Below are 12,060 nucleotides of genomic sequence, written 5' to 3'. Positions count from 1 at the left end.
GCCGTGTGCTTAGTACAGCTTCTTGGGCAGCTGCATGCTGCGCACGCGCTTGTAGTGGCGCTTGACGGCAGCAGCCTTCTTGCGCTTGCGCTCGGCCGTGGGCTTCTCGTAGAACTCGCGGGCGCGCAGGTCGGTCAGCAGGCCCAGCTTCTCGATGGTGCGCTTGAAGCGGCGCAGGGCAACGTCAAAAGGCTCGTTTTCTTTAACGCGGATGGTGGTCATTAGCTAATGTTTTCCAAAATGTGCCGTCAGAGGGTTTGCAGGAAGATCGGGCCTGCGAGCCATGGGCGGCGGTTTTCCCCGTCTGTAACTAGTATCCGGCCGACGGGGCATGCCAGCAGAGCCGGACATTATAAAGCGAGTTGAGCTGATTTGTGCAGGTGCTCGCACGTATCGCGGCCTGCCCTGCTTTGGTGCATGTGGCGTGAAACTTGCTAACCCTTGGTATCTCGACAACCAATGGGCATCTGCAACGCTGCCTTGCAACCATGGCATTCATGCATCGTGTTTCCGGCTGGCTGGGCCGGCTCAGCGTAGGGCGCAAGCTCATGCTGATTTACCTGCTTGACCTCACCGCAGTGATTTATGTGTCCGGCATCCTGATCCATGAAAAGTACCTGGCGATCGACTTTGCCCGCAAGGAAATGGTGGGCACCGAGTATGTCGAGGTGGTGCGCGATGGCCTGCTGCAGGGGTTTCTGCCGCAGGGGACAGCCGCCACCATGCCGCCATTGCTCGGGCGGCTGGAAGCGGTACGGACCGAGCACGATGCGGCGCTCCACAGCGCACCGATGAGCGCCCCCTTCCAGGCCACGCTGGCGGCGCTGGGTGATTCTCTTGCGCAGGGCGGGGCGCGCCACCAGCTGCTGCGCGAGGGGCGTGAGCTGCTGACCACGGTGGGCAACCAGTCCAACCTGATCCTGGACCCGGATCTGGACAGCTATTACGTGATGTCGCTGATGATCCTGCGCTACCCCGAATTGCTGCAGGTGCTGCACGACACCCAGCAGTTCCTGCACAGCGGTGCGCATGTCCAGGGTCCGGGCGGCCCGGCGCAGTTGCTGACGCTGGCGGGGCGCATGGATGCTGCGCTGCAGGGCATCGAGTCAGACCACGGCCAGGCGTTCATTGCCGGCAATGCGGCTTTGCGGGACGCTTTGCGCGTGCCGCGCGAGGCTTTGCGCGTCAACGTCACGGAGCTCTTGAACCGACTGCATGCGATTGCCGCGGGCGGTGTGCCGACTGATCTGGCGGCGGTGGAGGCCAGCAGCCAGCAGTCTCTGGTGGCGCTGCGCGATGCGTGGAACATGGCCACGGTGCAGATGCGCCGTTTACTGGAAAACCGGGTGGACTTGCAGTTTCACCGCATGTGGCTGCATATGGGGACGGCGGTGCTGCTGCTTGGTTGCATTCTGAGCCTGGTCACGCTGGTGGCGCGGCAGATTGCCAAGCCCTTGCAGCACTTGGCGCGGGTGGCCGACGAGGTGCGCCGCAGCGGCGACCACCGTCTGCGCGCGCACTGGAGCAGCCGCGACGAAATCGGCCGCCTGGTGACGGCGTTCAACGAGATGCTGGCCCAGCTCGACCGCGAACGCCTGCAGCAGCAGGAACTGGCGGCCAGTGCACGGGCCGCGCAGGCCCAGCGCGAACTGGTCGAAGCCTTGCCCATTCCCATGGTGGTGACCTCCATTCCCGAACACGAGGTGCTGCATGCGAACACGCCTGCACGCCCCTGGCTCAACGGCGTGGAGCGCGACCCCTGGCGCCAGGGCCTGGAGCCCGGGGTGCGGGCGCGATTCTTCCAGCGGTTGGCCGACCATGATGTCGTCGATGAGTTCGAGGTGCGCTGGAAGGGCAATGGCGAGCCGCTATGGGCCGTGCTGTCCGCGCGGCGGCTGCGTTTTCAGGGGCGTGATGCGATGCTGACGGCGTTCACGCCGATCAATGTGCTCAAGGTGATGGAGCAGCGCCTGGAGCTGTGGGCCAAGGTCTTCGAGGCATCATCTGAGGGCATCATCATCATGGGGCCGGACTTGCACATCCTCAGCGTGAACAAGGCGTTCTGCCGCAGCACGCACTACGACTTCTACGAATTGCTGGGTGAGGGGTTGGGCCTGCTGCTGGACGAGGACGGTGGCGATGCACCGTTGTGCCAGCGTATCTTGGACACCATGCGCGAGCGCGAATCCTGGCAGGGCGAGGTGCGCTTTCGCCGCCGCTCGGGCGAGACCTATCCGGCCTGGCTCATGGTGTCGGCCGTACGCGAAGGCGGCAAGGGCGGTGCGGTGGCGAACCACATCGGCATCGCCATTGACATCACCGACCGCAAGCTCAACGAGGAGCGCATCCGCTTCCTGGCGCACCATGATGTGCTGACGGAGCTGCCCAATCGCTCGCTGTGCGAGCAGCGCTTGCAGGCGGCGCTGGCGCAGGCCCGGGCGGTGAACGCGCAGGTGGCGGTGCTGTTCATCGACCTGGACCGCTTCAAGAGCATCAACGACACATTGGGCCACCACATCGGCGACGGGCTGTTGCGCTCGGTGGCTGCCCGGCTGACGCAATCGGTGCGCGGGCAGGATACGGTCAGCCGCCTGGGGGGCGACGAGTTCGTGGTGGTGATGCAAGGCGTGGCCGGGCGTGCAGATGTGCAGCAACTGGTGGAGCAGCGCCTGATTCCGCTGATCCGCCAGGCACACGTGGTGGAGGGGCATGAGCTGCATGTGTCGTGCAGTGTGGGCATGGCGCTGTACCCCGAGGACGGCCAGGACCTGGAGGGGCTCATGCGCCGTGCCGATGCCGCCATGTACGAGGCCAAGGCCACCGGGCGCGACATGGCGTGCTTCTACTCCGTGCAGACCGACAAGCGTGCCCTGGCGCGCCAGAGCCTGGAGCAGCACCTGCGGCGCGCGCTGGAGCGCAATGAGCTTTCGCTGCACTACCAGCCACGGGTGCGGGCGCAGAACGGCCAGTTGGTCGGCGTGGAGGCGCTGCTGCGCTGGACACACCCCACGCTGGGCCTGGTGCCACCGTCCGAGTTCATCCATATCGCCGAAGAGGCCGGGCTGATTCGCACCATCGGCGCCTGGGTGCTGCAGGAAGCGTGTGCGCAGTGGATGCGCTGGCGCCGTGCCACCGGCCCCGGCGCCCAGGCCCTGGGGCGTACGGTGATGTCGGTGAATCTCTCGGCCGCGCAACTGGCCGATCCGCAGCTGGTACCGGACGTGCAGGCGGTGCTGGCACGCTTGGGCATGCCGGCCTCGGCGCTAGAGCTGGAAATTACCGAGTCGCAGCTCATGGACAACGCACACGCGGCGCAGCAGCAGCTGGCGGCGTTGAAGGCGCTGGGGGTGCATTTGTCGATCGACGACTTTGGCACCGGCTATTCCAGCCTGGCGTACCTCAAGCGCTTCGACATCGACAAGCTCAAGATCGACCGATCCTTCGTGCGCGAACTGCTCACCAATCCGGCGGACATGGCCATCACGCGCGCCATCATTGCGCTGGGCGGCTCGCTGGGCCTGAAGCTGGTGGCGGAGGGCGTGGAGGACATGGCCACCGGCCGGGTGCTGACGGCGCTGGGGTGCGACGAACTGCAGGGCTTCCATTTCAGCCGCCCCCTGCCTGTGCCGGCGTTGGAGTGCTGGGCGGCGGGTGGCGCTTCGGCCGACCTGCGCGCACCCGTGGAGCCCGTGGTGCCCGTGGCGCCCGCCAGTTGAGTCTTAGTGCGGGCTCTTGGGCAGCGCCTGCGCGCAGGCATGGGCGCTGGCCCAGGCCCACTGGAAGTTGTAGCCGCCCAGCCAGCCGGTGATGTCCACCACCTCGCCAATGCAGTACAGGCCGGGCTGGGCCTTGGCTTCCATGGTCTGCTGCGAGAGTGCGCGCGTGTCCACGCCACCCAGCGTCACCTCGGCCTTCTTGTAGCCCTCGGTGCCTGTGGGCACCAGCTGCCAGCGCGCCAGGCGCTCGGCCAGCAGGTGCAGCGCCTTGTCGCTGGCTTCGTTGATGGGGCGCTGCCACTGCGCCTCCTGTGCCGCCCAGGCGTCGGCCAGACGGCTGGGCACGAGGGCCGCGAGTTCGTTGGCGATCAGCTTGCGCGAGCGCGCTTTGGCCTGCAGCAGCGCCGCGGGCAGGTCCACGCCCGGTGCCAGGTCGATCGACAGGGGCTGGCCGGGCTGCCAGTAGCTTGAAATCTGCAGCACGGCCGGGCCCGACAGGCCCCGGTGGGTAAACAGCAGGTCCTCGTGGAAGGCCATGCGCTCCTTCTTCACGCCTGTGCTGATTTCGACCGGCAGCGCCAGCCCCGCCAGTTGGGCGTAAGGGGCCCAGGCGTCGCCGCTGAAGGTCAGCGGCACCAGCCCTGGGCGCTGTGCCACCAGCGGCAGGCCGAATTGGCGCGCCAGCCGGTAGCCCAGGTCGCTCGCGCCGATCTTCGGGATCGACAGCCCGCCCGTGGCGATGACCAGGCTACGTGCCGCGACGGGGCCTCGATCGGTATCAATTTGATAGCTGCCAGCGCTTTCCCTATCTGCGCTGGAGGGCGAAAATGCCACATTTTTTACGCTGCACGGCTGCCAGTGCTGCACATGCCCCGTGGCGCATTCGGCCAGCAGCATGGCAATGATGTCTTCGGCCGAGCGGTCGCAAAACAGCTGGCCCTTGTGCTTTTCGTGGTGGCCGATGCCGTGCTTGTCCACCAGCGCGATGAAGTCCTGCGGCGTAAAGCGCGAGAGCGCCGAGCGCGCGAACTGCGGGTTCTGGCCCACGTAGTGCCGCTGCGGCGCACGCACGTCCAGGTCGCGGTTGGTGAAGTTGCAGCGCCCGCCGCCTGAGATGCGGATTTTCTCGGCCACCTGCGTGGCGTGGTCGATCAGCAGCACCCGCAGGCCGCGCTGGCCCGCCTGGGCCGCACAGAACAGACCGGCGGCGCCGGCGCCGATGACGACGGCGTCGAAGAAAGGGAGGGAAGAAGACACGGGCGGCATTGTCGCCCACGCCGGGCATGGCGCCCACGGTTGGCTTTCACGCGGCTTGGCCCTCAGCGCGGCCGGGGGCGGGTTGGGGCACAGGGTTTGGGCACAATGGTGTTCCCTTTGCAACCTGCCTCTACTTTGAACGTGCATGCAACCTGGGGCCTTGCCGCCCTGCTGGCTTTGGGAGCGGGCTTGGCCCGGGCGGGCGGTGCCGTGCCCGCCGCTGCGGCTGCGAGCGCGGCGCCTTCGCTGAGCTTCGCGCAGGCGCAGCAGCTCCTGCTTTCCAACTCCGACCAGCTCGCTGCCGCCGCCAGGGCGGTGGAAAGCGCCCGCCTGCGCCGCGCGGGCGTGCAGGGGCTGGGCGGGCCCTCGGTGGCCGTCACGGGCATGGCGTACCGCTACGCCGCCAGCGCCGATATCGACCTCGACCCCGCGCGCCAGGCGCTGGGCGGCATCGTCAGCATGCTGCCGCCGCCATTGGGCGGCGCCATCTCCCAGCTGCCGCAACTGCCGCCCAACTACACGCTGGAGCGCCAGGATGCGCGCGCCGCGGGCAGCGTCTCGCTGCTGTGGCCGCTGTACATCGGCGGGCTGGGCGACGCCGTGCGCAGCGGCTTCGCGGCCCAGGCCGACGAGGCGCAGGCCGACGCCAGCGCCGACGCACAGGGCCTGCAGTCCCTGCTGGTGCAGCGCTACTTCGGCGCGCAGCTGGCCGAGCGCGCCGCGCGCCTGCGCGAAGCGGCGCTGGCCACGGTGCACGAACATGACGCTGCCGCCGAGCGCATGCTGGCTACGGGGGTGATTTCGCGCCTGGAGCGGCTGCAGGCCCAGGCTGCTTTGGCCGACGCCGCGCAGCAGGCGCGCAAGGCGCGCGACGAGGCGCAACTGGCCGCGACGGCGCTGGCGCGCACGCTCAAGGTGGTGGCGCCACTGCGCCCCTCCAGCCCGCTTTTTGTCGCCAGCCAGCCGCTGCCTGCGCTGCAGGGCTTCATTGACGCCGCGCTGGCGCAGCACCCCGGCCTGTCCAAGGTGCAGGCCAAGCGCCGCGAGGCTGCCGCGCTGCACGACGCGCAGGAGGCGTTGCGCAAGCCCCAGGTGCTGGGCTTCGGCCTGAGCGACATCCGCACGGGCGGCGGCAAGCCCAACTGGGTGGCCGGCGTGGCTGTGCGCTGGACGCTGTGGGACAGCATGGACCGCGACCAGCTCGCCGCCTCGGGCCAGCGCAAGATCGAGCAGGCCGAACTGACCGAGCAGCAGGCGCGCAGCGACATTGCCCTGCTGGTGGAAAAGAACTGGCTCGCCGTGGAGCATGCGCGCACCCAGTACCTGGCCCAGCAGGCCCAGGAAGACCTGGCGCGCGAGCTGCTGCGCCTGCGCGAGGCTGGCCAGCGTGAGGGCACGGGCACCCTGCTGGAGTGGATGGACGCGCGCGTCAACCTCGCCAAGGTGCAGACCGAGCGCGCGCAGACCGCCCACCAGTACATCCAGGCCCTGGCCGCGCTGCTGCAAAGCACCGGGCAGAGCGATGCGTTCGGCCGCTACATGGCCGAGGCCGATATCCAGATCCCTTCCGACGCACCATGACCGCTTCCTCCTCTTCTTCACGCTCGGGCCAGCCCTGGGTTCTGGGGCTCCTCGGCGTGGCCGTACTGGGCTTCGTCGTCTGGGGCTTCTGGCGCGCCTCGCAGCCGCCCGCGCCTTACTTCCAGGGCCAGATGGAGGCGCGCGAGGCCGACATCGCGCCCAAGGTCACGGCACGCATTGCGCGCGTGGCCGTGACCGAGGGCCAGCAGATCCAGCCCGGCGACCTGCTGGTGGAAATGGACAGCCCCGAGGTGCGCGCCAAGCTGGCCCAGGCCGAGGCCGCCAAGGCCGCGGCCCAGGCCGTCTCGGACAAAGCCCAGCACGGCGCGCGCCCGCAAGAAGTGCAGATGGCCCGCCTGAACTGGCAGCGCGCCCAGGCCGGCGCCGAGCTGGCGCACACCTCGTACCAGCGCGTGCAAAGCCTGTACGACCAAGGGCTGGTCTCGGCGCAAAAACGCGACGAGGCCCACACCCAATGGCGCGCCAACGCCGCCCAGGCCGAAGCCGCCCGGGCGCAGTACGACATGGCCGCCAGCGGTGCCCGCGCCGAAGACAAGGCCGCAGCGGCCGCCCAAGTGCGCCAGGTGGACGGCGTGGTGGCCGAAGTGCAGGCCGCCGAGGCCGAGACACAGCTGCGCAGCCCCGTGGGCGGCGAGGTGGCCAAGGTGCTGGCCAAGGAAGGCGAGCTGTCGCCCCAGGGCGTGGCCGTGGTCACTGTGGTGGATTTGCAAGACCAGTGGGTGGTACTGAACGTGCGCGAAGACCAGCTGCAGCGCTTTGCGCTGAAGAGCCGCTTCACCGGCCAGTTGCCTGCGCTGGGTGGGCACAGCGCAGAGTTTGAAGTCACCTACCTGGGCGTGCTGCCCGACTTCGCCACCTGGCGCACCACGCGCGGCAACCAAGGTTTTGACGCACGCACGTTTGAAGTGCGTGCCCGCCCTGCGGCACCGATTGCGGGCGCGCGCCCTGGCATGAGCGTGGTGGTGCAGCCGTGAGCCTGTTTGCCGCCAGTGCGCGGCGCGAGGTGCAACTGCTGAGCTCGCGCCCCTGGGACGCTGCCATGCTCACCTGGGTGCCGCTGCTGGCCATGGCGCTGCTGTGCTGGATTTTTTCCACCGGCCAACCGTACCGCCTGCCCATCGCCGTGTGGGATGAAGACCACTCCAGCCTCTCGCGCCAGCTCGTGCGCATGCTGGAGGCCACGCCCGGCCTGGCGCTGCAGGCGCAGGTAGTGAACCGTGGCGAGGCCGCCGACGCGCTGCAGCGCATGGCGGTGTACGGCGTGGTGCACCTCCCGCCCGGCATGGCGCGCGACGTGAAGCAGGGGCGCGGCGCCAGCATCACGCTGCTGCACAACGCGCAACTGGCCACCGCGTCCAGCTTGCTGCAGCGCGACCTGCGCCAGGTGGTGGGCACGCTCTCGGCGGGCATCGAGATGCAGGCCGCCGCCAAGCGCGGCACGCCCAGCCAGGCCCTGCAAACGCGCCTGGAGCCGGTGAAAACCCAGCTGGTGGCGCTGTTCAACGTCTCCACCAACTTCGAGCAATTCCTGGCCGCAGCCTTGGTGCCCGCCTTGATCCATGTGCTGGCCATGACGGCGGGCGCGTGGAGCGTGGGGCGCGAGTTGCGCGACCGCACTGTGGCGCAGTGGCTGGGCGCGCAGGCCTCGCCCACGCAGGTGCTGAGCGCGCTGCTGGGCAAGCTGGCCGTGGCCTTCGCGCCGCTGTGGGCCGTCACCCTGGCCTGCCTGCTGTACCTGGCGCAGCTGCGCGGCTGGGCCGTGGCGGGCAGCATGGGCTGGATCAGCGCCGGTCTGGCGGCCCTGGTGGCCGTGAGCCTGGCGGCGGGGGCCGCGCTGGCGGGCGTCACGCTGTCGCTGCGCACGGCCTTGTCGGGCGCGGGCCTGCTGTCGGCACCGGCGTTTGCCTTCAGCGGCGTGGCCTACCCGCTACTGGCCATGGGCGAGGGCGCGCGTACCTGGGCGCTGGCCATGCCCTACACGCACTACGCGCGCCTGCAGTTGGAGCAGTGGCAGATGGGTGCCCCCGTGGCGCAGAGCCTGCCCGTGGTGGCTGGCCTGGGGCTGGCCACGCTGGTGCTGCTGGCCGTGGCCACGGCAGGCCTGGCGCGTGGCCTGCGCCTGCCGCAGCGATGGGGTGGGCGATGAGGTGCTGTAACTTCTGTTTTGATAGCTGCCAGCGCTTGCTGCATAAGCGCTGGAGCTGTTTTTTGTTCAAAACATCATGGGAGGGCGGCTGACGTGGCGCCGTCCTTCCTGGCCCTGCTGGCCCAGCAACTGCGTGCGCTGCTGCGCGACAAGGGCGTGGCCTTGCTGGTGGTGGGCGCGCCGGTGCTCTACGGCTTCTTTTACCCCTGGTTCTACGCCACGCAGGTGGCGCAGCGCGTGCCGGTGGCGGTGGTGGTGCAGGACAGTTCGTCGCTCGGCCGGCAGATGCTGCGCTTCGCCCAGGCCAGCCCGCGCATCGACCCGCGCCTGGTCACGGGCGATGAGGGCGAGGCCCAGGCCGCGCTGCTGCGCGGCGAGGTCAGGGGCTACGCGCTGCTGCCGCGCGACCTCAAGCGCGACGTGGTGCAGGCGCGCAACGTGGCCGTGCCCGTGTACGCCAACGGCGCTTACCCCATCGCCAGCAAGCAGGTGCAGTACGGCTTTGCCGAGGCGTTCGGCACCGTCTCGGCCGGTATCGAGCTGCGCCGCCTGCAGGCCGGCGGCCAGAGCGCGCCGCAGGCGGCGGCCAGCCGTGCGCCGGTGGGCCTGCAGGCCGTGGCGCTGTTCAACCCCACCGAGGGCTATGGCAGCTTCGTGGTGTCGGCCGTGGCGCTGCTCATCCTGCAGCAAACGCTGCTGATGGGCGGGGCGCTGTGGGTGGGCACGCTGCGCGAGCAGAGCCAGGCGCGGGCTGGGGCGCGCACCTGGCTGGCACGCCTGCTGGCGCTGTGCGTGCCGGGCTGGCTGGCCGGGCTGTTTTACTTTGGCTGGATCTTCGTCTGGCAGGACTACCCGCACGGCGGCAACCCCGGCGGCGCCGCGCTGCTGCTGGCCGTGCTGGTGCCTGCGGTGGCCGGCTGCGCCGCCCTGCTGGGCTGGTGGCTGGCCGACCGCGAGCGCGCTATGCAGGTGGTGCTGTTCACCTCGCTGCCGCTGGCCTTCCTGGGCGGCTTCAGCTGGCCGGTGGAGGCCCTGCCCGAGCCGCTGCAGTGGCTGCGCTGGCTCTCGCCGAGCACGGCGGGCATCCAGGCCAGCCTGCGCCTGAACCAGATGGGCGCGCCGCTGGTGGCGGCATTGGCGCCGCTGGCCTGGCTGGCGGCCATGGCGCTGGCGTCGTGGGGGGCGGTGCTGTGGCTGGGGCGGCGGCCGGCCCGGTGAGGGGCGCGCAGGCCATTCAGTCGCGTGCCATGGCTGTGCTCAGGCGCCGCCGCGCGGTGCGAACATGATGATGGCCATGCCCGCCAGCGCCACGGCGCAGCCTACGGCGTCCCAGGCCGTGGGGCGGATGCCATCGACCACCCACAGCCACAGCAGCGCCACGGCGATATACACCCCGCCGTAGGCCGCATACACGCGCCCGGCGGCCGTGGGGTGCAGCGACAGCAGCCAGGCGAACAGCGCCAGGCTGGCGGCGGCGGGCAGGAGCAGCCAGGCGCTTTTGCCCTCCTTGAGCCACAGGTAAGGGAGGTAGCAGCCGACGATCTCGGCGATCGCGGTGACCAAGAACAGACCCAGGGTTTTCAGCATGAGCATGGCGGCCATGCTACACAAATGCGAGCTGCTGGCGCTTGCCCCGCTTGGGCTGAGGGGCTAAAGAACAAAAAACTGGCAGCCGCCCGCTAGAACGGCAGCGTGATGCCCAGTGCCCACAGCACGGCCAGGATCAGCAGGCAGACGATGAGCGCCGTGGCCACCGCCACGCTCAGCTGGAACAGGAGGGCGCCTACCCCGAGGGCCGCCGCGACCACCGCGAAGCGCCGGGGCTCGCGCGCGACGGCGGACACCGCCGCCAGCACGATGGCCAGGGCGCCGAACGTGGCCGCCGCAGCTGCCAGGACGCGGTACCAGTCGGTGTGCCGCGCGGGCTCCTGGTATGCCACGCCCTTGGCCTGGGCGGCGATGCGCGCCTTGACCTTTTCGGCCGTGCTGACGATCACCTTGTCCAGCGGCTCCGGGGGCTGCAGCACCGGCAGCACCCACAGGGGCAGGACGGCGGCCAGCACGGCCAGGCAGCCGAGCAGGGTGGCGCTAAGGCCGAACCAGGGGCGGCGGATGGAGGCGGTCATGGGGCGTTCCCTTGTCGATGGGGGCGGGTGCCGCGCTGCGCAATGCACGCCGTGGGCAGGCATGGCGCGAGGCAACGGCGCGGTGGACTATCAAAAAAATAGCTTCCAGCGCTTGATACACAAGCGCTGGAAGCTATTTTTATCCGAATTTCCAGGCTTACCGCGCGGCTGCCTTGGCGCTGTCCACCCAGCCGTCAAAGGTCTTCTGGTGCGCGCGGATCCAGCCGTCCACGTGGCGTTCAATGTCGGCGCTCTGCTTCTGGCCGTTCTTCATGGCCAGGTTCTGCGCGTTGATGTCGGCCACGGGCAGTTGCATCACCTCGAACAGCTTGGCGGCGGCCGGGTTCTTTTCGGCGAAGGCTTTGTTGGCGACGATTTTCTGCGTGTTCAACGGAAAGCCGTAGTTGCGCCCGTCGGGCAAGGCGGTTTTCAGCCCGGCCTGGTCGCCGGGCAGGGCCGTGAAGGGCACCTGCAGCCAGACCACGTCCTTGCCCGGGCGCAGCTCGGCGCTGACCCAGTATGGCGTCCAGGTGTAGTACAGCACCGGCTGGCCGGCCTTGAAGCGGGCGATGGTGTCGGCCATCAGCGCCGGGTAGCTGCCCTGCACGTGGGTGACGGTGGCGCGCAGGCCGTAGGCGGTGAGCTGGTGCTCGATGGCGGCCTCGCAGCCCCAGCCGGGCGTGCAGCCGGTGAGGTCGGCCTTGCCGTCGCCGTTGGTGTCGAACAGTTTGGCGATTTGCGGGTCTTTGAGCTGCGCGATGCTGGTGATCTGGTGTGCGTCGGCGGTCTTCTTGTCGATCAGGTAGCCCTGGGCGGCGTTGGTGGAGTAGGCGCCCTTGCGCCAGAGCTTGGCGTCGCCGCCGGCGTTCTTGTAGAAGTCGGCGTGCAGCGGGTCCCAGTGGTCGGCCATGAAAGTGGCGTCGCCGTTGGCCAGCGCAACGTGGGCGGTGGCGTACTCGATTTCCTTGATGGGCTGCACGTCGTAGCCGAGCTTTTGCAGGCCGCGCACGACCAGCAGGGTTTGGAAGGTTTCCTCGGCGATCGAGCTTTGCAGCGGCTGCACCTTCACGCCCTGGCCCGGCAGCTCGCTGGCCTGCGCGGCCAGGGTGAAGGTGGCGCCCAGGGCCAGCAGGGCTGCGGCGGCGGGGCGCAGAAGGCGGGGCAGGATGTGGCGTAGGTCGGTCATGGTGTGCTCCTGGTTTGTGGGGTGGCA

Annotated in this window: 10 protein-coding genes; 5 read left to right on the top strand and 5 right to left on the bottom strand. The window is 69.2% G+C overall.

Going from position 1 to position 12,060, the window contains the following annotated elements; genetic code table 11:
• Positions 1-9 precede the first annotated feature (9 nt).
• Entirely contained in the window at positions 10-222 is a 213-nt protein-coding gene (gene rpsU, locus BN2503_RS13135; protein ID WP_007833691.1) for a 30S ribosomal protein S21, read from the bottom strand.
• A gap of 266 nt (positions 223-488) precedes the next feature.
• Here rpsU and BN2503_RS13130 point away from each other — a divergent pair, with 266 nt between their 5' ends.
• A complete protein-coding gene (locus BN2503_RS13130) occupies positions 489-3,716 on the top strand; it encodes an EAL domain-containing protein (protein ID WP_054257112.1) in 3,228 nt (1,075 codons plus the stop codon).
• A gap of 3 nt (positions 3,717-3,719) precedes the next feature.
• Here BN2503_RS13130 and BN2503_RS13125 read toward each other — a convergent pair whose 3' ends face one another.
• Entirely contained in the window at positions 3,720-4,973 is a 1,254-nt protein-coding gene (locus BN2503_RS13125) for a BaiN/RdsA family NAD(P)/FAD-dependent oxidoreductase (protein WP_233495073.1), read from the bottom strand.
• A gap of 105 nt (positions 4,974-5,078) precedes the next feature.
• Here BN2503_RS13125 and BN2503_RS13120 point away from each other — a divergent pair, with 105 nt between their 5' ends.
• From BN2503_RS13120 to BN2503_RS13105, 4 genes are all read left to right on the top strand, one after another.
• Positions 5,079-6,554 carry a TolC family protein gene (locus tag BN2503_RS13120; protein WP_054257110.1) on the top strand — a complete coding sequence of 492 codons (1,476 nt, stop codon included), beginning with the start codon at positions 5,079-5,081 and terminating at the stop codon, positions 6,552-6,554.
• Positions 6,551-7,549 (top strand): HlyD family secretion protein, encoded by a 999-nt coding sequence (locus BN2503_RS13115; protein WP_054257109.1) that lies wholly within the window; start codon positions 6,551-6,553, stop codon positions 7,547-7,549. The genes BN2503_RS13120 and BN2503_RS13115 overlap by 4 nt, the downstream gene beginning before the upstream one ends.
• The gene (locus BN2503_RS13110; RefSeq protein WP_054257108.1) at positions 7,546-8,721 is read left to right on the top strand and encodes an ABC transporter permease; all 1,176 of its coding nucleotides are present in this window, start codon (positions 7,546-7,548) and stop codon (positions 8,719-8,721) included. Before BN2503_RS13115 ends, BN2503_RS13110 begins: the two co-directional genes overlap by 4 nt.
• Positions 8,722-8,814: 93 nt before the next feature.
• The gene (locus BN2503_RS13105) at positions 8,815-9,939 is read left to right on the top strand and encodes an ABC transporter permease (protein ID WP_054257107.1); all 1,125 of its coding nucleotides are present in this window, start codon (positions 8,815-8,817) and stop codon (positions 9,937-9,939) included.
• A gap of 39 nt (positions 9,940-9,978) precedes the next feature.
• Here BN2503_RS13105 and BN2503_RS13100 read toward each other — a convergent pair whose 3' ends face one another.
• The 3 genes from BN2503_RS13100 to proX all read right to left on the bottom strand — a co-directional run bounded on the left by BN2503_RS13100 (position 9,979) and on the right by proX (position 12,033).
• Positions 9,979-10,314 carry a YnfA family protein gene (locus BN2503_RS13100; RefSeq protein WP_199445257.1) on the bottom strand — a complete coding sequence of 112 codons (336 nt, stop codon included), beginning with the start codon at positions 10,312-10,314 and terminating at the stop codon, positions 9,979-9,981.
• Positions 10,315-10,400: 86 nt separating this feature from the next.
• Positions 10,401-10,847, bottom strand: coding sequence for a hypothetical protein (locus tag BN2503_RS13095; protein ID WP_054257106.1), 447 nt, complete (start codon positions 10,845-10,847; stop codon positions 10,401-10,403).
• 157 nt (positions 10,848-11,004) lie between these two features.
• Positions 11,005-12,033: a glycine betaine/L-proline ABC transporter substrate-binding protein ProX gene (gene proX, locus BN2503_RS13090; RefSeq protein WP_054257105.1), complete on the bottom strand. Its 1,029-nt coding sequence runs from the start codon at positions 12,031-12,033 to the stop codon at positions 11,005-11,007.
• Positions 12,034-12,060 lie beyond the last annotated feature (27 nt).

Origin of the sequence: Paenacidovorax caeni (assembly GCF_001298675.1) — a bacterium.
Classification (GTDB): Bacteria; Pseudomonadota; Gammaproteobacteria; order Burkholderiales; family Burkholderiaceae_C; genus Paenacidovorax; species Paenacidovorax caeni.
The sequence above is the reverse complement of the archived record's forward strand: the minus strand, read 5'-3'. Positions and strand labels throughout refer to the sequence as shown.